Raw genomic sequence first — 22280 nt, 5'->3', positions numbered from 1 at the left:
CAACAAACCTGTTTCTTTTTGACTTCTTTTTCCTTCCATAGTTGGAGGGGCTAACTCGTTTGTGAAAGAAAAGTCAAAAACAAACAGAAAGCCTCCCAAATCGGGAGGCTTTTTTATAAGGAAAGAATTGATGACTGACCAACCTATTTCCCTGGAAGAAATTCGTTTACGTTTGAATGAGCTCGATGACGAACTTTTATGCCTATTGTCTGAGCGCCGCAATCTAAGTATTGCTGTAGCCAAAAGCAAGGTTAAAACATCGAAGCCTGTTCGTGATGCCGTCCGTGAACAGCAACTCCTCGTTAAACTGATCGCCAACGGCCGTGATAAATACCAACTCGACGCTCAGTACATCACCAAACTGTTTCACACTATTATTGAGGACTCTGTCCTTCTTCAACAAAGCTACCTGCAAAACCTAGCTAATCCACAACAAAGCCGTAAGCCTCTTGCTCGTGTTGCTTTCCTTGGCGCAAAAGGCTCTTATTCACACCTTGCTAGTCGCGAATACTTCAGCCGTAAAAATACCGAACTGATAGAACTCAACTGTGAACACTTCAAAGAGGTGACGCAAACCGTGGAGTCAGGTCATGCTGACTATGGCGTTTTGCCCATCGAGAACACCAGCTCCGGCTCTATTAACGAAGTCTACGACTTACTGCAGCACACAACGCTGTACATCGTCGGTGAACTGACTCAACCGATTGAACATTGCTTAGTCGCAACCAAAGACATTCGTCTTGAGAACATCAAAACGCTTTACTCACACCCCCAGCCACACCAACAATGCGGTGAGTTCTTAAGCCGTATGAAAGGTGTGAAGCTTGAGTCTTGTGCAAGTACTGCTGATGCAATGAAAAAGGTACAAGAGCTTAACCGTGACGACGTCGCTGCAATCGGCAATGCTTCAAGCGGCAAGCTTTACGGCTTACAAGCGATTCAAGGCAACATCGCGAATCAAACTGAAAATCATACCCGTTTTATCGTTGTTGCTCGCAAACCTGTTGAGGTGTCGACGCAGATTCCAGCTAAGACCACCCTGATCATGTCGACGTCACAAGAAGCAGGGTCACTGGTTCAAACGCTATTGGTTATTCAGCGTTACGGCATCAATATGACCAAGCTAGAATCACGTCCAATTATGGGAAACCCATGGGAAGAAATGTTCTACGTTGATCTTGAATCCCACCTTGGCTCCAACGAGATGCAACAAGCCATTGATGAACTAACAAAAATCACCAAACACTTGAAAGTCCTGGGTTGTTACCCAAGTGAGAACGTAAAACCGACCCAGGTAAAACTGAGCTAACTTGCGATAGTTAACAAAAGAGACAGTAGGTAAAAAGAACATGCTAGGTAAAAAGATCATGGTAACCCAAAAGGTCGTAATCGCTTCCTTAAACCCTGCAAAAATTAAGGCAGTAGAGAGTGCTTTTCAGAGCGCTTTCTCAGAGCAAAGTTTTGAGTTTGTAGGTGTCAGTGTTCCAAGTGAAGTGGCCGATCAACCGATGTCGAATGATGAAACTCACCTTGGCGCATTAAACCGAGTTCGTAACGCCAAAACAGCAATACCCAATGCGGACTTCTATGTCGGTTTAGAGGCTGGGATTGAAGAAAATGTCACTTTTGCTTGGATGGTGATTGAATCTGAGACGCGTCGTGGTGAATCACGCTCTGCAAGCCTGATGCTACCACCAGAAGTACTACAAAAACTTGAACTTGCCAATGAGCTTGGCGATGTGATGGATGACGTATTTGGTACCGAGAATATCAAGCAAAAAGGCGGCGCAATTGGTTTGCTGACCCAAAACCAGCTAACGCGCAGTTCGGTCTACCATCAAGCTTTGATTCTGGCGTTGATTCCTTTTACCAATCCTGAACATTTTGCAGCGAACCTCTAGCAGTAAGACGATGATTAAAAAGGGCGGAGATTCCGCCCTTTTTGCTGTCTGTAACTCAGAGAATTGAGCGCAAAGGTTATTGCGTGCCCTGCTCTAGCAATGTCTTGAGTTTGTCTTTATCCATGTCCGACTTCAACTTTAACTCATTTGAACCACGAGTGATGGTGGCAATCCCCACACCAAGCATTTGACTGATTTGGCGCTGAGAAAGCTCACCTTTGAGCAGCTCATTCAGAATGTTAACGCGGGCGGTGAGCGATTCTCTCTCGTCCGGCGTCATCAACATGGTCAACAACATCTCGTGTTGCTGGTTATCCACACTAGAACGGATCAATTCGACAATCTGTTGCCAGTCTTTGTACTCAGGTTCGTGTGACATCAAGTTACCTCACTCAATACTTGGTATCGATCTCATTTGGGGTCAAGAACGGACCATCGACACCTAAAAGGTCGCGGTAATATGTCTCAAACATCAAAATGTTCTGCACATAACCACGCGTCTCTTTGAAGGAAATCGCTTCGATGAAGGAATAAGCGTCGACTTTTCCTTGAGTTCGCTCTCGCCACATTTTTACTCGGTTAGGCCCCGCATTATAAGCAGCGAGCGCAAAAATACGATTATTATCGTAATCCTCCATCAAACCTTGTAGGTAGTGACTGCCGACTTCAATGTTCTTACTCACCTTATAGAGGTCTTGCGCCCCTTGATACTTGAGCTTGTATTTTTTCGCTGTGTACTTTGCCGTTGCTGGCATAATTTGCATGAGCCCTCGAGCACCAACAGGAGAACGCGCTTCAGAGTCCAAGGCACTTTCTTGGCGTGCTAATGACATCATGGTGATAGGGTCGATGTTGTGCTTCTTGGCATAAAAGTCGAACCACCAGCGATGCGCTACCGGGAAGCGCAACGGGATATTATCCCACATTTTCGCTTCGATACTCGCAACAACGGTTAGGTTATGCCAATGTTTAGAAGCCGCGTAGGCTGCCAACTGAGTTTTGTCGGCTTTATCGACACGACGAAGCAAATGGGCCCATTCGCTCTTCGCTGCGGCAATCTTGTCCGTTTCGATCAACTCTTGGATTCGCGCCAACGACTTCTGGTACGGCTGTATGACGCTCTTGTCTAACTCAACCGTGCTTGATGGATACTTGATTGACTGGCCTATCGCATTCGCAGCAGCAACGCTGTAAAAGTTACGTTGGCCGACCAGTTTTGTTAAACGTTGCTCACCAGCGGCTTTATTCCCGAGCGCAATCTCACTTCGACCGAGCCAGTATTGCCATCTAAGCGTCGCTTGCTCTTGCTCACTCAATACCGCGATCCACTTCTGAACGCCTCTCCAATCACCATTTTGAATCGATAAGCGGATACGGCTTTCAATTAGGGACAGATCTTGACTGGTTTTGGTTTTATCATCACGCCACTGAGCAAGTGAATCCGACTCAGTACGAATCAATCGAATCGCTATATAGTCAGCCAGTGCTTGTGCTTTTTCTGAAGAGAACTTCTGCCCTTTCACTACCGTCGCGTACGCCGTTTTCGCTTGCTTGGTGTTCTTACGCGCCAGTTTTTCGAGCGCATATTCGCTCTGAGCGCGATTAAAATCATTGGCAGGCTGCTTCTTAGCAAATGCGGCAACCGTTTCCGGTTTATCAAACAAGGCCTTCATCGCCTTAGCTTGCTGCTTTGCTTGAGCCGATTCAGGCAGTTTTTGCAGATAATTCATTAACCCACTGTTACGCGCATCAAATGCCAACAACATACGTTGAAGAATCAAATCATCCGTGCGCTTTCCAGCTTTGTCCCAAGCGGAGAACAAGGGATCACACTCGTCGGCGATGCTCTTTCCGCGTAACCACATTTGCTCTGCGCCTTTAAAGGCTGTGGCTTGTTTACCCTGCTTCAGTTGAGCAACGTAAAAAATGCATTGATAACGCTCACCACTTGGCTCTACTTTCTGAAACTCAGCAATGGTTTTCCAATCTTTCTGACGGTAAAGGTTATCTAAATAAGGGGCACGAATACGACGCGAGAACGGAAACGCCTCGTGATCGCGAATAAATTCGTCTACCTGTTGTGGAGACTTACTCGGTAATTGTCTCAGAAACACCCGATAATCGACATAAGGCGTGAGTGGATAATTAGCGATTTTAGAACGGATAGACAAGTAACCATCGATGTCACTCTTGTCTAATAAATCTTGAGCTTGTTCATAAACTTGGCGCTGTTTTTCTAGGCTCAGCGCAGCGTTTGCTGACACACTTACCGCACATAAAGCGGCTGCGTAGCATACTCTTTTAGCCAATACAGATACATTGAATCTCATGTGCGTCATTTTCCCCAGACGTTTATCCCTTAACTTGTTATCACTGGTGAATGCAAAGCGTGACAAGCTGTAAGGTTATTTACACCGTATTAAGTTGTTATTGTAAAGCGACTAGATGTAATAAATGTTGTACTCGCGAAACTTTTGCGTGCTCGTGAAAATGTTGAGCTCTTTTCAGCAAAAAAATTCGAGACCATTCTCTTTTTCGATGCAGCCTTAGCTTGCATTCAAGGTGATAAGAAAAGTGTATACCTTAAAATTGTGAGTTTCCGGTCAGTAATAAAGAAGAAATCGCAGCAGATGCTAATTTCTTGCAATGCGGTAACAAAACTCAAGGAGTTGGTATAAAATAGACGCTTCAAATGACAGTTAATTTAGGAACGATCGGCAATGGCTGAATACGTATATACCATGTCGCGGGTGAGCAAAGTCGTGCCACCTAAGCGTCAAATTCTTAAAGACATCTCTCTAAGCTTCTTCCCAGGCGCAAAAATCGGTGTTCTAGGTCTGAACGGTGCAGGTAAATCGACACTGCTACGTATCATGGCGGGTATCGATACTGATATCGATGGTGAAGCGCGCCCTCAACCAGGCCTGAACGTAGGATACCTACCTCAGGAACCAATACTCGACGAGTCCAAAACAGTTCGTGAAATCGTTGAAGAAGCAGTGTCTGATGTTGCAGACGCACTGAAGCGTTTAGATGCGGTATATGCTGCGTATGCAGAACCAGATGCAGATTTCGACGCACTGGCCAAAGAGCAAGGCGAACTAGAAGCACTCATTCAGGCGAAAGACGGCCATAACCTAGATAACGCGCTAGAACGCGCTGCGGATGCACTTCGTCTACCTGAATGGGATCAAAAGATTGCAAACCTATCAGGTGGTGAGCGTCGCCGTGTAGCTATCTGTCGTCTGTTGCTAGAAAAGCCAGACATGCTGCTACTAGACGAACCAACCAACCACTTGGATGCAGAGTCTGTTGCATGGCTAGAGCGCTTCCTTGTTGATTACAATGGTACCGTAGTGGCGATTACCCACGACCGTTACTTCCTAGACAACGCCGCAGGTTGGATTCTAGAGCTTGACCGTGGTGAAGGTATCCCATGGGAAGGTAACTACACATCTTGGTTAGAGCAGAAAGATGCGCGTCTACAACAAGAAGCCTCTCAAGAAAAAGCTCGCCAAAAGACCATTGAAAAAGAACTTGAGTGGGTACGTCAAAATCCTAAAGGTCGTCAGGCAAAATCAAAAGCACGTATGGCACGCTTTGAAGAGCTACAAAACACGGATCACCAGAAACGTAACGAAACCAACGAACTGTTCATCCCGCCGGGTGAGCGTCTCGGTGATAAAGTGATCGAAGTGAACAACCTGACAAAGTCATTCGACGGTCGCGTTCTTATCGATGATCTATCGTTCAGCATGCCTAAGGGTGCTATCGTGGGTATCGTCGGTGCCAACGGTGCAGGTAAATCGACCCTATTTAAAATGCTAAGCGGCACTGAGCAGCCAGATTCAGGCTCGATTGAACTGGGTGAAACAGTGAAACTGGCGTCTGTTGAGCAGTTCCGTGACTCAATGAACGACAAAAACACCGTGTTCCAAGAAATTTCTGAAGGTGCTGACATCATCAAGATCAACAACTTCGAAATCCCAGCTCGTGCATACTGTTCACGTTTTAACTTCAAAGGCTCAGATCAGCAGAAGATCATCGGTGAGCTTTCAGGTGGTGAGCGCAACCGAGTACACCTTGCTAAACTGCTGAAAGCAGGCGGTAACGTACTTCTACTCGATGAACCAACCAACGACCTTGACGTTGAAACACTGCGTGCACTAGAAGAAGCATTACTCGAGTTCCCGGGCTGTGCAATGGTTATCTCGCACGACCGTTGGTTCCTAGACCGTATCGCTACCCACATCATCGATTACCGCGATGAAGGCCAAGTTAACTTCTACGAAGGTAACTACAACGAGTACATGGAATGGCTGAAGAAGACCCTTGGTCCTGAAGCAGCAGAACCACATCGCATCAAATACAAGCGCGTATCGAAGTAACCTTAATTATAGGTTTTACATTCGGTATAATTACCCTAGCTTGTAATTCGTACAAAGGTCGCTATCATGGCGATCTTTGTCGTAGGTGCTAAATAAATAGCCCGAACGCCTCTGAAGTAGGTCAATAACATGACCATTAGCCAGTCCAACTCTGTTGCTATGGCGACATTTTAATAACAAAGGCCGCACAAATTTTGTACTATTTGCTATAGTCTTTCACTAGTTAAAATACTTTACGAGAACCTTCATGACGGAGAGACGACGCTTTTCGCGCATCATCTACCAAGCACCCGCTTTAATTGAGCAAGGGGACTCGGTAATGCAAGCGACAATTCAAGATCTGTCATTGCATGGTTTGCGATTACAAACTGAAGATGCAAAATCGTTGGATTTATCACTTCCGGTGGAAGTCGGTTTCTCATTTACTCAATCAGAGCAAGTGGTGCAGTTACGTGCCAGTATCGTTTTGATTACGGGTAATGAGATTCGGCTAAAGATAAACAACATAGACCTGGAAAGTATTAGCCAGCTCAAACGGTTTATCGAATTGAACGTAGGCAACGACGAGCTTCTTCATCGAGAGTTAGAACACCTCGCCAATTTAGGAGAAGAATAAATTGACCGCCTGCTTTAGTAACCATAATCATGTCTAAAAAAATCATCATACAGATCCCGACAAAAGATGGGATCCAGCAATTTTATTTGAGTCGCCTCCCGACTCTCGCTATCTGTGTATCCGTTATTGCACTGCCCGCTGTCATCGGTAGCGCATGGTATTTAAACCAAAAACAGGTTCACGATACTCAGGCCTTTAGTCAGACTATCGCTAGACTAAAAAGTGAGAAAGCTGAAATTAAAGCTTTGTACCAAGAGCAGCTCGATACCAACCACTCTCTGTCTCAATCTCTTGCGGATAAAAATAACCAGATTCAACTGTTAGGCAAGCGTGTATTTGATGTGGAATCGGTCTTAGGCCTTGCCGATGAAGAAGTAGTAGGTGAAGAGAATAGCCTCGCGCTAGAAGAACGTATCGATGCTGCTGCAATTGACTCCGCCGTTCGTGCCACCATGTTCCGTCTGATCCCAAACGACAGTCCGATGACGTATCAGCGTATCTCGTCTCCATATGGCAGCCGCATTAACCCTATTTCGGGTAAACGTCATATACACAAGGGGATCGACTTAACTTGTAAGCGTGGTGAAGACATTCTTGCACCAGCGGATGGAGTCGTAGAAACCGTACGTCGAGGCAATCATGGCTACGGTAACTATTTGACTTTGCGTCATTCATTTGGTTTTTCAAGCTCCTTTGCCCACCTAAATAAGTTCAGTGTAAAAAATGGCGAGTTTGTCAGTAAAGGTGATGTCATTGCGGAATGTGGTAACTCGGGTCACTCAACTGGCCCACACCTTCATTACGAGGTACGCTTTCTTGGTCGCACTTTAAATCCACGTTACTTAATGGATTGGACACCAGAAAACTTCAACTCGGTGTTTGAAAAAGAGAAGATGGTGAAATGGGGACCATTGATTGAGTTGATTGATAATGTGGTTCGCCTGCAGATCAGCTTAACCAACTCTCCATATCGTGATACCAGCATCAGCACAGTATCGAGTGAAGACAAGAGTGGCACTTCGACCAACTGATCGTTTCTAAGACTGCGAATGAAAAAGAGCAGCCCGTGAGCTGCTCTTTTGGTAGTTACAATCGATGCTTATCCGCGATGAAGATTATCGTTCGCTTGTTTGAGTAGGTTCTGACTCTCATTCATAAATTGCTGCGAGTAATCGCCAAACCAACCGCTCACTTGTTCAAAGCTTTGGACAAACTCTGCTTTGTCTTTGCTATCTAAGATATCTAGAGCCTCACCGAAACGTTGGTGGAAGCGCTTGATCATATCGATGTTTTCTTGCGATGAAAGAATGATATCACCGTATAGATTCGGATCCTGACCAAACAGGCGCCCTACCATGGCTAATTCTAGACGGTAAATGGGCGAGCTTAACTTCAACAGTTGCTCGATATTTGGATTTTCTTTGCTCAAGTGCATACCGTAAGCAAACGAAGTAAAGTGACGCAGCGCCTGAATCAATGTCATACCATGATCGTGCTCCTGCGCATCGATTTGACACAGACTTGCGCCCCAAATACCAAACTGTTGCAATAGCCATTGGTATTGCTCGGTGCTACGGCCATCACAATACACAATTACCTGTTTTGCTAGGCTTGGGACATCTGGACCAAACATTGGGTGCAGACCAACCACCGGACCTTGGTGCACATCCAGCATCGCTTGCAGTGGCTTGGACTTCACCGACGTAAGGTCACATAAAATACAGTCCGCTGGCAGATTGCCGAGCTGCCCAATCACCTCTTCAGTTAAGTGGATTGGTACGGTGACGACCACAAGGCCTGCTTCTTTTAAAATCTCGTCAGCTTGGCCCCAGTCTTGACTCCCCAACACCTTTACTTGATAGCCAGATAGTTTGAACATTCGACCAAACAGACGACCTAACTGGCCATGACCACCAATAATGACCACAGAACGTAATTCAGGATTTAAGCACTTAAAGCCCGAATCTTTCTCGCTGGCATAAGACTCACGCATGGTTCGACGCAGAATGTCTTCAATCAGCTGTGGAGGAATACCCATTTTTTCAGCTTCAGCACGTCGTGACGCTAACATGGCAGCCTCACGATCTGGGACATAGATTGGCAAACCGTGTTGGCTTTTTACTTCCCCCACTTTCTCTACTAATGCTAAACGCTGAGCCAATAGCTGTAACATTTGCTTGTCGACTGCATCAATTTGATCACGTAATGCGTTAAGTTCAACTGCCATCGATGTTCCTTAAATAAGTTCCGTTTTAGCCTTTAAGGCGATTCTCTAAGAAAGGCACCAACTCTTCGTGTGCATGACGTAATAGTGCCTCAGTTGACTCCCAATTGATACATGCGTCGGTGATCGATACGCCGTATTTCATCTCTTCAAGAGCAAGGTCAGAAGCTTGGTTACCCTCATTAATATGGCTCTCAATCATCAAGCCTATGATTGACTTGTTACCTTCACGGATTTGGTGAATCACATCCTCGGCCACTAATGGCTGACGACGGTAATCTTTGCGCGAGTTAGCGTGGCTACAGTCGACCATCAATGAGGCATCAAGACCAGACTTCGCCATTTCTTGCTCACATTCAGTCACGGATACTGAATCATAGTTAGTTTGCTTACCACCACGCAGAATCACGTGACCATTCGGGTTACCTTGCGTGGTCAGGAGCGCCACTTGGCCTTCGCGGTTAATCCCCATGAAACGGTGACCAGAAGAAGCCGCTTGCATCGCATTAACAGCGGTTGCCAAGCTGCCATCCGTACCATTCTTAAAGCCGATAGGCATTGAAAGACCACTTGCCATCTCACGGTGTGTTTGTGATTCAGTCGTACGAGCGCCGATCGCAGCCCAGCTAAAGGTATCCGCTAGGTATTGCGGGCTGATTGGATCAAGTGCTTCGGTTGCTAGCGGGATTTCCATCTCGGCCAATTCAACGAGAAGTTCACGACCAACATGCAGACCATGTTCAATATCGAAGCTACCATCGAGATGTGGGTCATTGATCAAGCCTTTCCAGCCTACCGTGGTTCGAGGCTTTTCAAAGTAAACACGCATGACAATGTACAGTTGGTCGCTTAGTTGTTCGGCAAGAGCTTTTAGACGCTTAGCGTAATCCTTCGCTGCCTCTACGTCATGGATAGAACATGGTCCACATACAACAAGCAAACGATGATCTTTCTTATGAATGATGTCAGCAATGGTTTGACGAGACTCTTGAATGAAACGACGAGCTTTATCGCTCAGCGGAAGCTTCATTTTAAGCTCCTCTGGCGTGATCAGAACTTGCTCTTCACTGATGTTGATGTTGCTCAATTCACTTTTCTGCATGACTCTAACCTGTACATTAAATTTTACATCCAACCACTTTTTGGCGAGATAACTAAGCTTTATCGATAAGATAACAGGCTAAAAAAGAATTTCAACCGTACATAATAAAAAACATTTGGTGTAAATTTAACTTTACATCAAAGAAAAAAAGCCGAAGCACGGAGCGCTTCGGCTTTCACTGGATGTTTTCGACAGCTTGTTCACACCCCCAAACAAACCATTACTTATGGGTTAAAGCTTAAGTTAATCAGTCAATGGTTTCATGGCCTCGGTCGCCTCTTTCCATTCTTGAGACAATTTTAGCTCACTGAGTGAGAAGCTTTGTTTCTTCAACAAGGCATCAGCAAGAGGAACAGACGTGATCGGGAGTTTATCCAGCACTTCGACTTGCGCGTCGCGCTTATTACAAACCAACAGCATGTCACAGCCAGCGTTTAATGCTTGTACACCGCGCTCGCCAGGCCCGCCCATGATTGCGGCACCTTCCATGGTCAAATCATCAGAGAAGATCAATCCCTTAAAACCAAGTTGCTGGCGCAAGATTTGTTTTAACCAATATTCAGAGCCACTTGCGGGTTGGGCATCATAATTGGGGAAAATAACATGAGCAGGCATCATCGCATCCAAGATGCCAGCATCGATTTGCGCTTTGAAAATGGCCATATCTTGCTCGAAAATATCACTGCGCTCGTCGTATGGCGTCTCTAGGTGAGAATCAGCAATGACACCACCATGCCCCGGGAAGTGCTTACCCGTTGTTGCCATACCGACACTCCTCATCCCCAGCATATAAGCAGAGCTATGGCGCAAAATGGTATCAATATCTTCACCAAAGGCACGACTGCCAATCGCTTTACACTGGTGGCCTTTATCCAGCACTGGTGCGAAGCTCAAATCGATGTCATGAGCAATCAGCTCGGCCGCCATCAACCAACCGCCCATTCGTGCCAACTCTTCACTGTTTTTGTGCTTGGCGTATTCATCTGCAGCGGGAATGGGCGAGAAACCTTCGCGGAAACGCTGAACACGCCCACCTTCTTGATCAACACCAATCAAAATCGGCCGCTTAGCCGCTTTTCGGATAGATTGGGTAAGAGCGTGAAGCTGCTTGCTATCATGGTAGTTACGCGTAAATAAAATCAAGCCACCAACCGTTGGATGCTCCAAAATTTCTCTGTCTTCTGCTGTTAACTCGCAGCCTGCAACATCAACCCATAACGGTCCCATCTTTTCTCCTCAAAATCAGCTGAATATCTCGTATTCGATGAGGTTATTCGCTTAAGAATTGCTTTACAATAAGTGAATTAAAGAATTGACGGAATTGGCTGTGAATCTTAACAAACTGTATATCGGTGTGATGTCTGGAACCAGCATGGATGGCGTAGATACCGCACTGGTTGAAATCGACGAGAACCGAGTACGCTTAATCGCGTGCGATGACTACCCAATGCCAGCCTCTATTAAGCAAACGCTGTTTTCGATTTGCACAGGGCAAGACACAAACCTCAAAGCCATTGGAGAACTTGATCATCAGCTTGGTCACCTGTTTGCTGATGCGGTGTTACAGCTATTGAATAAGTCTGGCTATTCTGCTGAACAAATCCGAGCGATTGGCAATCATGGTCAAACCGTGTTCCACCAGCCAATTGGCGATCTGCCTTTCACCATCCAGCTGGGCGATGCCAACATTATTGCCGTCAAAACAGGCATAGATACCGTGGCCGATTTTCGTCGCAAAGACATGGCGTTAGGCGGTCAAGGTGCGCCGCTCGTTCCTGCTTTTCATAAACGTATTTTCGCCATGCAAGACTCGACAACCATAGTGCTCAACATTGGGGGAATTGCCAATATCTCGGTACTGCACCCTGAGCAGGCGGTGATCGGCTATGATACCGGCCCGGGCAACATGCTGATGGATGCATGGTGTGAACAGCATACTGGACAAAGCTTCGACAAAGATGCGGAATTTGCTCTGAAAGGCAACACCGATGCAGCACTGCTAACTCAACTCTTAGCAGAGCCTTACCTCACCATATCGGCGCCTAAGAGCACAGGGCGAGAGCGGTTCAATATCGATTGGCTTCACCAACAGTTAGCTCACTACAATACTACTGCAGAAGATGTACAGCGCACACTGTGTGAATACTCGGCGCAGACCATTGCACATGAGGTCAAGAAATTCACTTTTGGTCCACAGCCGCAGCTACTGGTTTGTGGCGGCGGTGCGCGAAACCCTCTACTAATGCAACGCTTAGCAGAACTTCTGCCGCAGTGGCAGGTTGCAACAACCGATAACAAAGGCGTCGATGGCGATTACATGGAAGCCATGGCGTTTGCTTGGCTTGCTCAACGATACATCGACGGACTGCCGAGCAATCTACCAGAAGTAACAGGCGCAAGCCATCTTGCTTCACTCGGTGTGCTCTATCCTAAAAACTAAATCCGCTGCTTTAAATGCGGTTTAAAGAGAAAACGAAATCAGTATTCAAAAGGTTTGAACGACTATGACAAATGATGCGCTTATCGCTGCTCTTGCCCACTTGGTATCAGAAGGGCGCAACCCAGATACGATGGACATCGACTTATTACCGTCTCTCGACATTGTTCAGCGTCTGAACCAACAAGACAAACTGGTACCGCTTGCGGTCGAGAAAGTACTTCCAGAAATCGCCCTTGCCGTGGATAAGATCACCGCTGCATTTAAAGTCGGCGGTCGTTTGATTTACATGGGTGCAGGCACCAGCGGTCGTTTAGGGGTACTTGATGCATCGGAATGTCCGCCGACATTCGGCGTGTCTGACCACATGGTCATTGGTTTGATTGCAGGTGGACCGGAGGCGATCCTTAAAGCCAAAGAGGGCGCGGAGGACTCGCCCATTCTGGGCAAACAAGATTTGAAAGACATCAAGTTTACCAGCCGCGACGTGGTGGTCGGTATCGCCGCCAGTGGACGCACGCCTTATGTGATTGGCGGTTTGGAATATGCCAACGAAATTGGTGCGACTACGGTGGCGCTGTCTTGCAACCCAGATTCTCCCATTGCCGATATTGCTCACATCGCGATTTGCCCAGTCGTCGGTCCAGAAGCCTTAACAGGATCAACACGTTTAAAATCAGGGACCGCACAGAAACTGGTCCTAAACATGTTGACCACAGCGAGCATGATCCGGTTGGGAAAAAGCTACCAAAACCTCATGGTCGATGTAAAAGCAACCAACAATAAACTCGTCGCACGTGCCTCACGTATTGTGATGCAAGCGACTGAATGCAGTGAAGAGAGAGCGAGCGAAGTGCTCAAACAAACGGAATATGAGGTAAAGTTAGCGATATTGATGATCCTAACCGATCTCGATATCGACTCAGCTCGTCAGCACCTTCATCAGCAAGACGGCTTCCTGCGTAAGGCTGTGGAGAGTCACCGCTCCGAATAACAGCCTTGATGGTAAAATCAAGGCAAACAAAAAGGAGACCGCGTGATCTCCTTTTTGCTCTGATATCGATATTTAGTCTTCGTACAACCACTCATCAAACTCTTTGTTCAGCTTGTCATTTGCTTTGCGCTTGATGTGATCAGGGTTTGTAATGTTCTTAACATTATCTACTTTGTCGGTGTACTTGCGCTTGGTTTGATTTACTTCACGCTTAACCTGATTTTCCACATAAGTGCCATCCGTGACCTCTTTGATATTGCGCTTAGTGTGCTTGACGGTATTGGTAATATGATGCTTGTCATGATCGTACTTACGCTTCATCTTTACCGACTCTTTCAATACATTGCTAGCACTAACCGTTAGGGGAAAGAGCATCAAAGCGACCAAAAAGATCTTCTTCATATTTCGATTTCACTTCTGATTAAATTGACACCATACAGTAAATCAAAGCACAAAAACTTAAATGTCAGGGGTTCAGTAGGAATGGCAATATTCTCAATAATAAGACAATCTGGTTGCTGTATTCATTCCAGCCACGTTGCCATTCCATACGAAATTTCTGGGCTTGAGACGTACCTTCACAAACCCCCTCGTAATACTGCCCTGACAAGCCAATTTGGTAAGCAAAATCAGGATTACAGTATTCCGTCACACCGTCTAAATAGCCTTGATCGTAATCACCTTGCGTCGCATGACCAAGTTGATTGAGCTCTTTCACTGAGCGAGAAGTGTGGCCAGTGACCCCATCTTGATAACCGATCTGATACCAATCACCAGTGTGCGCCAGCTCTTCCGTGGTTGCTACACACCCTGCCAGTAAAGTCAGCGCCAAGCCTAACGTTGCCTTTTTCATGATTCTTTCTTTACTAATTATTTCTCGAGCAAGCTTACCACTAAAATCAATGCTTTGCTGGTACGCCACCTTGAACTTTAGATTTCTCCTTTCGCCCCCTCGTTGAGCACGGAACCTATCGACCATCTGTATTAAGTAATGAGTTTCACCACTGAACGACTCCCTCGATCACTGACTTAACAACAAAGCCACTTAATCCTTGTGTCGACCACTCGCCTCTCTATTCGACCACTCATCCATAGAGTGAATGCACGGAACACTAGAGGCCAATAAGATACATACTGACCTTAAAAATTACCCTACCTATTAAACCAAGGAAAATTGTTATGATGTGGTTTCTCACCTGTGTCGCAGCCCTCATCGGCGGATATTTTATCTACGGCGCTTTCGTTGAAAAAATTTTCGGTATCAATGAGAATCGTCAAACGCCTGCCCACACAAAAACCGATGGCGTTGACTACGTTCCAATGTCAACCAAACGCGTTTACCTTGTTCAACTGCTTAATATTGCCGGTGTAGGTCCTATCTTCGGCCCTATCATGGGTGCGCTTTACGGCCCAGCGGCAATGCTGTGGATTGTTGTCGGTTGTATCTTCGCGGGCGCCGTACACGATTACTTCTCTGGCATGCTTTCTGTTCGTAATGACGGCGCATCAGTACCAACGATTACTGGCCGCTACCTAGGCAATGGCGCAAAACATTTTATGAACATCTTTGCTATTGTCCTATTGCTTCTTGTTGGAGTGGTATTCGTATCGGCGCCGGCAGGCATGATCACCAATCTGATCAACGATCAAACCAGTTTTAACGTGAGCATGACGAGCATGGTGGTGTTGATTTTTGCTTACTACATCATCGCGACTATTGTTCCGGTAGACAAAATCATCGGTCGCTTCTATCCCCTATTCGGTGCACTTCTTATCTTTATGTCTGTTGGCCTAATGACAGCGATTGCATTTTCTAGCGAACATACCGTAATGGGTAACTTCCAAGTAAGCGACATGTTCACTAACTTGAACCCTAATGATATGCCACTATGGCCAGCACTATTCATCACCATCGCATGCGGTGCCATCTCGGGTTTCCATGCGACACAATCTCCATTAATGGCTCGTTGCATGGAGAACGAGAAAAATGGTCGCTTCGTATTCTACGGTGCCATGATTGGTGAAGGTGTTATCGCACTCATCTGGTGCGCTATTGCTCTGTCTTTCTTCGGAACGCTTGACGGCCTTGCGGAAGCGGTGAAGAACGGTGGCCCTGGTCACGTGGTGTACAGCGCGTCATTTGGCCTATTGGGTGTATTCGGTGGTGTCATTGCTTTTCTTGGCGTCGTCATTCTGCCAATCACGTCTGGTGATACAGCGTTCCGCTCCAGCCGTCTGATCCTTGCAGAATACTTTGGTATGGAACAGAAAACGCTGCGCAACCGCCTACTTATGGCTGTGCCGCTATTCGTCGTCGGCGGCATACTAACGCAAGTAGACTTCGGTATCATCTGGCGCTACTTCGGCTTCGCAAACCAAACCACAGCCGTCATGATGCTCTGGACGGCGTCGGCTTACCTGCTGCGCCACAACAAGCTGCACTGGATTACCACGGTACCTGCTGTGTTCATGACGAGCGTATGTGTGAGTTTTATTCTAAGCAACAGCACATTGGGTTTCGGTTTACCAATGCAAACCTCGACCATCGCTGGCGTCCTATTTGCACTGGCGGCGGCAGGCTACGTTATCAAGATTTCTAAAGGCAAAGGGGAGACTGACCTGGCAGGAGAAGAGAAACCACAAGCCACTTCAGAAACCGCATAATAAAGACCTTTGCTTGCTAACGATTCATTATCAATGACCTGATAAACCAAGAGCCTGCTCACTTCAACGCCGCAGGCTCTTTTTGTTTTTCTTCTGGGTTACAATAACGACATTATTTTTCGGTTAGGTTGGTTATGGAACTGGTCATCTCCCTTTTACAGCAGATGTGTGTTTACCTAGTGCTGGCTTACATGCTGAGTAAAACGCCGATAATTCTGCCTCTACTGAGTATCTCCTCTCGCTTCAGCCATAAACTCATTTGCTACGTCCTGTTCTCTGGTTTCTGCATTCTTGGCACCTATTTCGGCTTACAGATTAACGACGCTATCGCTAACACTCGAGCTATTGGTGCTGTGATGGGGGGGCTATTTGGCGGCCCTATTGTTGGGTTTGCTGTAGGCTTCACGGGCGGGATCCACCGTTACACTCTCGGCGGTTTTACCGATTTGGCCTGTGCCATTTCGACCACAGCAGAAGGCTTGATTGGCGGCTTACTGCATGTTTACCTCATCAAGCGGAACAAAGGCTCCATCTTGTTTAACCCGAGCGTGGTGTTCAGCATCACTCTCGTAGCAGAAATCGTGCAAATGATTCTGCTGCTTGCCGTCGCCAAACCTTTTGACCAAGCCTATCAGTTGGTTTCAGCCATTGCTGCCCCGATGATCATTGCCAACTCCGTTGGTGCGGCTCTATTTATGAGTATTCTACAAGACCGTAAAACCATTTTTGAAAAGTACTCTGCAACCTTCTCCCGCCGCGCATTAAGTATTGCCGATCGCTCCGTCGGCATTCTAAGTACTGGCTTTAACAGCGAAAACGCCGATAAAATTGCCCGCATCATCTATGAGGAGACCAAAGTAGGTGCTGTTGCCATTACTGACCAAGAGAAGATTCTAGCTTTTGTTGGAATCGGCGATGATCACCATAAACCAAATACGCCAATCTCATCGCAAAGCACACTCGACTCAATGAAGCAGAACAACATCATCTATCTTGATGGCAGTGAACACCCTTATCAATGCTCATTGGCACAAGACTGTAAATTAGGCTCTGCATTGATCATTCCACTGCGCGCGGGCAAAGAGGTGGTTGGAACGATTAAGCTTTACGAACCTAAGCGAAAATTGTTCTCTACTGCGAATATGTCCATGGCTGAAGGGATTGCTCAGTTGCTGTCGAGCCAAATCTTGTACGGTGATTATCAGCAGCAGCAAACTCTGCTCGCTCAGGCAGAAATTAAACTGCTTCATGCTCAAGTGAACCCGCATTTCTTGTTTAATGCGCTGAACACCATCAGTGCCATTACTCGTCGTGACCCAGATAAAGCCAGAGAACTGATCCAAGATCTCTCTCAATTCTTCCGCAGTAATTTAAAACAAAACATCAATACCGTGACGCTGAAAGAAGAGTTAGCGCATGTGAACTCTTACTTATCAATCGAAAAAGCACGTTTTACTGATCGCCTAGAAATCAAGATCGATATTGCTCCTGAACTGCTGGATATCAAACTGCCAAGCTTCACTCTTCAACCTCTGGTCGAAAATGCCATTAAACATGGTATTTCAAATATGCTAGCAGGTGGCAAGGTGTCTATTTACAGCCAGACGCACCCGCAAGGTGCCTTGATAACAGTTGAAGACAACGCGGGCAGCTATGAGCCACCAAAAGAGAATCATTCTGGTTTGGGGATAGAAATTGTCGATAAACGCTTATCGAATCAATTTGGCCGTGATTCAGCGCTAAAAATCATCTCTCAACAGCATCAATTTACTAGAATGAGTTTTATCATTCCTCACTCGCGATAAACACTGTGAAACGCATAAAGGTAGCCTTGAATGTTAACCGCCCTTGTCATTGATGATGAACAATTTGCTCGTGAAGAGTTAGCAGAACTATTGGATGAAACGGGTCAAGTTGCGGTAATTGGTCACGCATCAAACGCCATTATGGGACTCAAGAAAATCAATGAACTCAAGCCTGATGTGGTCTTTCTCGATATCCAAATGCCTCAGGTGACTGGCATTGAGCTGTTGGGTATGTTGGATCAAGAAACCATGCCCTACGTAGTCTTTGTAACCGCCTACGACCAATACGCCATCCAAGCCTTTGAAGACAACGCGTTCGATTACTTGCTTAAACCCGTTGATCCATGTCGCTTGCAGAAAACGGTTAAGCGCCTTAGCAAAGTCATGGGCCAGTCCCTACTCACTCAGCAACTGTCAGCATTAGCGCCTGAAAGCTTGAATCAAATTCCATGTATTGGGCACAACCGCATTATGATCATGGCAACCGACACCGTTGAGTACGCTTACAGCGACCTCAGTGGTGTGCATGTACGCTCCACCAACCAAACAGCCAGTACACAACTCACCCTGAAAACCTTGGAAGAAAAAACGCCTCTGGTGCGTTGTCATCGCCAGTACCTGGTGAGCATCAAAGCCATCAGCGAGATCAAACTGCTAGAAAATGGGTTGGCGGAAATCATCACCAAAACAGGCTCCGAGATCCCAGTGAGCCGTCGCTACTTAAAAGTGCTCAAAGAGCTGTTGGGTATCAGTAGCTGAGCTTAGCCCTTAACGAACTCGTGTAGAAATTCCAGATTAAAAAAGGCGACCTCATGGTCGCCTTTTTGGTGTTTGATTGGCCTTAATCGACTTGCTTGATTTGCAGCTCTTTAGGCACTTCGAAGAACATGTTCTCTTCACGACCCAGCACTTCGTCTACTGCCTCAGCACCAACCAATCCTTTTATGCGCTCTAGAATTTGATTTACCAACTCTTCGGGTGCAGATGCCCCCGCAGTTACACCGACTTTCACTTTACCCTCAAACCACTCTGGCTTGATGTCTTCTGGACAGTCCGTTAAGTAACCCGGTGTGCCTAGCTTTTCCGCCAACTCTTTTAAACGAGTAGAGTTTGATGAGTTCTTAGAGCCCACGACCACCATGACATCAACATCAGCAGAGAGCTCACGCACGGCATCTTGACGGTTTTGCGTTGCGTAGCAGATATCATCTTTGCGTGGACCTTGAATCTCCGGGAATACGCGACGAAGCTCTTCAATCACATCTGCAGTTTCGTCAACAGACAGCGTGGTTTGGCTTACGTAGTGCAGATCAGACGGATCTTTCACGATCGCTTTTAGCTGCTCAACATCGGCTGGCGTTTCTACAAGGTACATCCCGCCCGTCTCACTCGAGTACTGACCCATTGTTCCTTCCACTTCTGGGTGACCAGCGTGACCGATCAGTACCACTTCCATGTTGCGACGGCTGGCACGCGCCACTTCCATATGTACTTTGGTGACCAGCGGACACGTCGCGTCGAATACCGTTAAATCGCGAGACTTCGCTTCTTGGCGTACGGCTTGCGACACACCATGAGCGGAGAAAATCACAATGTTGTTGTCTGGCACTTCGTGCAGTTCTTCAACGAAGATAGCACCACGCTGCTTTAAGCCTTCAACCACAAAGCGATTGTGTACCACTTCGTGTCGAACGTAGATGGGTGGCTGATACATCTCTAGCGCACGCTCTACGATGCTAATTGCGCGGTCAACACCAGCGCAGAAACCACGTGGGTTGGCTAACAGGATTTTCATTTCATTGCTCATGGAAGTTATCTTTAATTTGGTTCGCTATTCTACTGACAAAATTTCAACTTCGAAAGTCACGTCTTGTCCCGCGAGTGGATGGTTGAAGTCCACGGTGACTGAATCGCCAGCAATCTCAGTAATAATGCCCGGGATTTCCATACCATCTGGACCACTGAACGCCATGATAGTACCGACTTCCACTTCCGCTTCACCAACAAATTTAGTGCGATCCATATGGTGGATATGGTCTGGGTTCGGTAAACCAAAAGCATCAGCCGCTTTGAGTTCAATGGCCTTCTGCTCACCTATTTGTAAGCCTAGTAGGCATTGCTCAAAGTTCTCACTTAAGCTGCCATCACCCATTACGAATTTAGCAGGCTTGCCCATATTATGCGTGCTGTCCGCTACAGAGCCATCTTGCATTTTGATGGTGAAGTGCAGCGTTACTACTGAATCTTGATTTATTGTTGTCACGTTAGTGCTTCCTTGTTCTTGGGTTGTCCAGCGCTTGGTCTGATCACGTGTTGTAATTGATTTTATTGTACGACGATACGCGATTTGCGCTCCAACATAATAAAAAGCGCCGTTCGAATCAACGGACGACGCTTAGGGTTATTCGGTATATCGCAAAGGGTTACTTGTTCGTGTCCTTTTTGCGAAAGCCGTCAAGAATGACCATGGCTGCACCAATACAGATTGTACTATCGGCTAAGTTAAATGCAGGCCAGTGATAAGTCCCCCAAAAAAAGTCTAGGTAATCAACAACAAAACCATGAACCACGCGATCAAACACATTGCCCACTGCCCCGCCAATAATCAGTGCGTAAGCGATGTTGTTCCATTTCTCTTTGGCTGGAAGCTTGCTCATCCAGTAGGTTAAAAGGCCCGTCACAACAAACGCGATCCCGCTAAACAACCAGCGCTGCCAACCCGCTTGATCACTCAAGAAACTAAATGCAGCCCCGTAGTTATGGACATAAAGTAGATTAAAGAATGGCAGCACCTCAATTCGGTTTGCCCATCCGTAACCCATGTTGTCCATTACCACCAATTTGATGCCGATATCGGCAATAAATACCAGAATTGCCAACCACAGCCAGCGAACTCCCGATTGTTTTAACGTCAGTGCTTTTTCACTCATTACTTTACCTACAAACAGCCCCAGTAAGTACTGGGGCTGTTAATTTTAAAAAAAGTTCAGTCGTTCTAGGCTATTACGCGAATTTACGTACTTCACCTTCGCCGTCTACGTTCGACACACAGCGTCCACAGATCTTCTCGTGACCTTCAATTGTGCCTACGTCTGACGTATGGTGCCAACAACGGTCACACTTCTCGCCTTCAGCTGCCACTACTTCAACAAACAAGCCTGCTACATCTGTCGCTTGCGCTGCATCAGACTTCTCACTTAACGGCTTAACTTTCGCAGCAGAAATCAGTAGAACAAAGCGCAGTTCATCCTCGAGTTTGTTGATTTTCGCCGCTAGAGCGTCATCAGCAAATAGCGTCACTTCAGCTTGAAGCGCACCACCAATGGTTTTCTCTTTACGAGCGTCTTCTAGAAGCTTGTTAACTGCACCACGAACCGCTTGGATCTCTGCCCAGAATTCGTTGTTCAGCTCTTCACCCTCAGCAAGACCGAATAGACCATCAAACCACTCGCCTGTGAATACGAACTTGTCGCGCTTCTCTCCAGACGGAAGTGATGCCGGCATCTCATTCCAGATCTCATCTGCAGTGAACGACATGATTGGCGCCATCCAACGAACCAGCGCTTCTACAATGTAGTAAAGTGCCGTCTGACAGCTGCGTTGAGCGTGACCGCCTTGCTTCGCTGTGTACTGGCGATCTTTGATCACATCAAGGTAGAAAGAGCCCATTTCAATTGAACAGAACTGCATTAGACGCTGAGTTACACCATGTGTGTTGTACTCTTCGTATGCTTTGACAATCTCTTCTTGTGCTGCAAGTGCACGACCAACGGCCCAGCGATCAAGCGCCACCATCTCTTCTGCAGGAACCATGTCTGTTTCAGGGTTGAAACCATTCAGGTTAGCAAGGAAGAAACGCGCCGTGTTACGGATACGACGGTAAGCATCGGCAGAACGTTTTAAGATCTCATCAGAAACCGCTACTTCACCAGTGTAATCGGTAGAAGCAACCCATAGACGAAGAATGTCAGCACCTAACTTGTTGGTGACATCTTTTGGCGCAACGACGTTACCAACCGATTTCGACATCTTACGACCGTGACCATCAACCACGAAACCGTGTGTCAGTACTTGTTTGTAGGGCGCTTCGTCTTTCATCGCGATAGATGAAATTAGTGAAGATTGGAACCAACCACGGTGTTGGTCTGA

General features: G+C 46.6%; 21 protein-coding genes and 1 other annotated feature (1 of these 22 running past the window's edge). Of the genes, 10 read left to right on the top strand and 11 right to left on the bottom strand.

The features are described from left to right. Positions 1 to 118 (top strand) — a sequence feature (Phe leader region); it begins 4 nt to the left of the window's first position. A 12-nt stretch (positions 119 to 130) separates the two neighbouring features. After that, positions 131 to 1309 (top strand): prephenate dehydratase, encoded by a 1179-nt coding sequence (pheA, locus tag AND4_RS11225; protein ID WP_009843091.1) that lies wholly within the window; start codon positions 131 to 133, stop codon positions 1307 to 1309. Between the two features lie 58 nt (positions 1310 to 1367). Further along, complete coding sequence (gene yjjX / locus AND4_RS11220) at positions 1368 to 1901, top strand: inosine/xanthosine triphosphatase (RefSeq protein WP_043991638.1); 534 nt, start codon at positions 1368 to 1370, stop codon at positions 1899 to 1901. 76 nt (positions 1902 to 1977) lie between these two features. Here yjjX and trpR read toward each other — a convergent pair whose 3' ends face one another. Together trpR and sltY are read right to left on the bottom strand one after the other, a co-directional pair. Continuing rightward, positions 1978 to 2280 carry a trp operon repressor gene (gene trpR / locus AND4_RS11215; protein ID WP_009843089.1) on the bottom strand — a complete coding sequence of 101 codons (303 nt, stop codon included), beginning with the start codon at positions 2278 to 2280 and terminating at the stop codon, positions 1978 to 1980. 13 nt (positions 2281 to 2293) lie between these two features. Further along, positions 2294 to 4240, bottom strand: coding sequence for a murein transglycosylase (gene sltY / locus AND4_RS11210; protein ID WP_043991632.1), 1947 nt, complete (start codon positions 4238 to 4240; stop codon positions 2294 to 2296). 381 nt (positions 4241 to 4621) lie between these two features. Between sltY and ettA the strand changes: the two genes are divergently transcribed. The 3 genes from ettA (at position 4622) to AND4_RS11190 (ending at position 7936) form a co-directional block, all read left to right on the top strand. Then, the gene (gene ettA / locus AND4_RS11200) at positions 4622 to 6289 is read left to right on the top strand and encodes an energy-dependent translational throttle protein EttA (RefSeq protein ID WP_009843087.1); all 1668 of its coding nucleotides are present in this window, start codon (positions 4622 to 4624) and stop codon (positions 6287 to 6289) included. Between the two features lie 247 nt (positions 6290 to 6536). Then, positions 6537 to 6905: a PilZ domain-containing protein gene (locus tag AND4_RS11195; RefSeq protein ID WP_009843086.1), complete on the top strand. Its 369-nt coding sequence runs from the start codon at positions 6537 to 6539 to the stop codon at positions 6903 to 6905. Positions 6906 to 6934: 29 nt separating this feature from the next. Beyond that, complete coding sequence (locus tag AND4_RS11190) at positions 6935 to 7936, top strand: M23 family metallopeptidase (RefSeq protein WP_009843085.1); 1002 nt, start codon at positions 6935 to 6937, stop codon at positions 7934 to 7936. Positions 7937 to 8004: 68 nt separating this feature from the next. On the opposite strand, the gene tyrA is transcribed toward AND4_RS11190, so the two are convergent. The 3 genes from tyrA to nagZ all read right to left on the bottom strand — a co-directional run bounded on the left by tyrA (position 8005) and on the right by nagZ (position 11458). Next, positions 8005 to 9132: a bifunctional chorismate mutase/prephenate dehydrogenase gene (gene tyrA, locus AND4_RS11185; protein ID WP_009843084.1), complete on the bottom strand. Its 1128-nt coding sequence runs from the start codon at positions 9130 to 9132 to the stop codon at positions 8005 to 8007. A 25-nt stretch (positions 9133 to 9157) separates the two neighbouring features. Continuing rightward, positions 9158 to 10231 (bottom strand): 3-deoxy-7-phosphoheptulonate synthase, encoded by a 1074-nt coding sequence (locus AND4_RS11180; protein WP_009843083.1) that lies wholly within the window; start codon positions 10229 to 10231, stop codon positions 9158 to 9160. A gap of 243 nt (positions 10232 to 10474) precedes the next feature. After that, positions 10475 to 11458: a beta-N-acetylhexosaminidase gene (gene nagZ / locus AND4_RS11175; protein WP_009843082.1), complete on the bottom strand. Its 984-nt coding sequence runs from the start codon at positions 11456 to 11458 to the stop codon at positions 10475 to 10477. Between the two features lie 100 nt (positions 11459 to 11558). Between nagZ and AND4_RS11170 the strand changes: the two genes are divergently transcribed. Both AND4_RS11170 and murQ read left to right on the top strand, forming a co-directional pair. Next, on the top strand, positions 11559 to 12671 hold the full coding sequence (locus AND4_RS11170; protein WP_009843081.1) for an anhydro-N-acetylmuramic acid kinase: 1113 nt from the start codon (positions 11559 to 11561) through the stop codon (positions 12669 to 12671). Positions 12672 to 12735: 64 nt separating this feature from the next. Continuing rightward, a complete protein-coding gene (murQ, locus tag AND4_RS11165) occupies positions 12736 to 13662 on the top strand; it encodes an N-acetylmuramic acid 6-phosphate etherase (protein ID WP_009843080.1) in 927 nt (308 codons plus the stop codon). 72 nt (positions 13663 to 13734) lie between these two features. On the opposite strand, the gene AND4_RS11160 is transcribed toward murQ, so the two are convergent. Together AND4_RS11160 and AND4_RS11155 are read right to left on the bottom strand one after the other, a co-directional pair. Then, a complete protein-coding gene (locus AND4_RS11160) occupies positions 13735 to 14064 on the bottom strand; it encodes a hypothetical protein (protein WP_009843079.1) in 330 nt (109 codons plus the stop codon). Between the two features lie 64 nt (positions 14065 to 14128). Beyond that, on the bottom strand, positions 14129 to 14515 hold the full coding sequence (locus AND4_RS11155; protein WP_043991637.1) for a DUF2799 domain-containing protein: 387 nt from the start codon (positions 14513 to 14515) through the stop codon (positions 14129 to 14131). 326 nt (positions 14516 to 14841) lie between these two features. Between AND4_RS11155 and AND4_RS11150 the strand changes: the two genes are divergently transcribed. The 3 genes from AND4_RS11150 to btsR all read left to right on the top strand — a co-directional run bounded on the left by AND4_RS11150 (position 14842) and on the right by btsR (position 18890). Then, entirely contained in the window at positions 14842 to 16326 is a 1485-nt protein-coding gene (locus AND4_RS11150; RefSeq protein WP_009843077.1) for a carbon starvation protein A, read from the top strand. Positions 16327 to 16460: 134 nt separating this feature from the next. After that, positions 16461 to 18131 carry a sensor histidine kinase gene (locus tag AND4_RS11145; protein ID WP_009843076.1) on the top strand — a complete coding sequence of 557 codons (1671 nt, stop codon included), beginning with the start codon at positions 16461 to 16463 and terminating at the stop codon, positions 18129 to 18131. A 30-nt stretch (positions 18132 to 18161) separates the two neighbouring features. Further along, on the top strand, positions 18162 to 18890 hold the full coding sequence (gene btsR / locus AND4_RS11140) for a two-component system response regulator BtsR (protein ID WP_009843075.1): 729 nt from the start codon (positions 18162 to 18164) through the stop codon (positions 18888 to 18890). Positions 18891 to 18972: 82 nt separating this feature from the next. Here the strand turns inward: btsR and ispH are convergent, their stop codons facing one another. The 4 genes from ispH to AND4_RS11120 form a co-directional block, all read right to left on the bottom strand. Further along, positions 18973 to 19938 (bottom strand): 4-hydroxy-3-methylbut-2-enyl diphosphate reductase, encoded by a 966-nt coding sequence (ispH, locus tag AND4_RS11135; RefSeq protein ID WP_009843074.1) that lies wholly within the window; start codon positions 19936 to 19938, stop codon positions 18973 to 18975. 24 nt (positions 19939 to 19962) lie between these two features. Then, the gene (fkpB, locus tag AND4_RS11130; RefSeq protein WP_009843073.1) at positions 19963 to 20394 is read right to left on the bottom strand and encodes an FKBP-type peptidyl-prolyl cis-trans isomerase; all 432 of its coding nucleotides are present in this window, start codon (positions 20392 to 20394) and stop codon (positions 19963 to 19965) included. Positions 20395 to 20554: 160 nt separating this feature from the next. Then, positions 20555 to 21061 carry a signal peptidase II gene (gene lspA / locus AND4_RS11125; RefSeq protein ID WP_009843072.1) on the bottom strand — a complete coding sequence of 169 codons (507 nt, stop codon included), beginning with the start codon at positions 21059 to 21061 and terminating at the stop codon, positions 20555 to 20557. 73 nt (positions 21062 to 21134) lie between these two features. After that, positions 21135 to 22280, bottom strand: a 1146-nt coding sequence (locus AND4_RS11120) for a class I tRNA ligase family protein (RefSeq protein WP_009843071.1), incomplete at its 5' end; no start/stop codon positions are given.

The organism is Vibrio sp. AND4 (assembly GCF_000171815.1).
Classification (GTDB): Bacteria; Pseudomonadota; Gammaproteobacteria; order Enterobacterales; family Vibrionaceae; genus Vibrio.
Note: the sequence above shows the minus strand (reverse complement) of the source record. Positions and strands in the feature narration are given on the sequence as shown.

What these genes read in the sequence shown, in the direction of transcription:
- pheA (WP_009843091.1), top strand. Translation starts at nt 131, where the DNA reads ATGACTGACCAACCTATTTCCCTGGAAGAAATTCGTTTACGTTTGAAT.
- yjjX (WP_043991638.1), top strand. Translation starts at nt 1,368, where the DNA reads ATGGTAACCCAAAAGGTCGTAATCGCTTCCTTAAACCCTGCAAAAATT.
- trpR (WP_009843089.1), bottom strand. Translation starts at nt 2,280, where the DNA reads ATGTCACACGAACCTGAGTACAAAGACTGGCAACAGATTGTCGAATTG.
- sltY (WP_043991632.1), bottom strand. Translation starts at nt 4,240, where the DNA reads ATGACGCACATGAGATTCAATGTATCTGTATTGGCTAAAAGAGTATGC.
- ettA (WP_009843087.1), top strand. Translation starts at nt 4,622, where the DNA reads ATGGCTGAATACGTATATACCATGTCGCGGGTGAGCAAAGTCGTGCCA.
- AND4_RS11195 (WP_009843086.1), top strand. Translation starts at nt 6,537, where the DNA reads ATGACGGAGAGACGACGCTTTTCGCGCATCATCTACCAAGCACCCGCT.
- AND4_RS11190 (WP_009843085.1), top strand. Translation starts at nt 6,935, where the DNA reads ATGTCTAAAAAAATCATCATACAGATCCCGACAAAAGATGGGATCCAG.
- tyrA (WP_009843084.1), bottom strand. Translation starts at nt 9,132, where the DNA reads ATGGCAGTTGAACTTAACGCATTACGTGATCAAATTGATGCAGTCGAC.
- AND4_RS11180 (WP_009843083.1), bottom strand. Translation starts at nt 10,231, where the DNA reads ATGCAGAAAAGTGAATTGAGCAACATCAACATCAGTGAAGAGCAAGTT.
- nagZ (WP_009843082.1), bottom strand. Translation starts at nt 11,458, where the DNA reads ATGGGACCGTTATGGGTTGATGTTGCAGGCTGCGAGTTAACAGCAGAA.
- murQ (WP_009843080.1), top strand. Translation starts at nt 12,736, where the DNA reads ATGACAAATGATGCGCTTATCGCTGCTCTTGCCCACTTGGTATCAGAA.
- AND4_RS11160 (WP_009843079.1), bottom strand. Translation starts at nt 14,064, where the DNA reads ATGAAGAAGATCTTTTTGGTCGCTTTGATGCTCTTTCCCCTAACGGTT.
- AND4_RS11155 (WP_043991637.1), bottom strand. Translation starts at nt 14,515, where the DNA reads ATGAAAAAGGCAACGTTAGGCTTGGCGCTGACTTTACTGGCAGGGTGT.
- AND4_RS11150 (WP_009843077.1), top strand. Translation starts at nt 14,842, where the DNA reads ATGATGTGGTTTCTCACCTGTGTCGCAGCCCTCATCGGCGGATATTTT.
- AND4_RS11145 (WP_009843076.1), top strand. Translation starts at nt 16,461, where the DNA reads ATGGAACTGGTCATCTCCCTTTTACAGCAGATGTGTGTTTACCTAGTG.
- btsR (WP_009843075.1), top strand. Translation starts at nt 18,162, where the DNA reads ATGTTAACCGCCCTTGTCATTGATGATGAACAATTTGCTCGTGAAGAG.
- ispH (WP_009843074.1), bottom strand. Translation starts at nt 19,938, where the DNA reads ATGAGCAATGAAATGAAAATCCTGTTAGCCAACCCACGTGGTTTCTGC.
- lspA (WP_009843072.1), bottom strand. Translation starts at nt 21,061, where the DNA reads ATGAGTGAAAAAGCACTGACGTTAAAACAATCGGGAGTTCGCTGGCTG.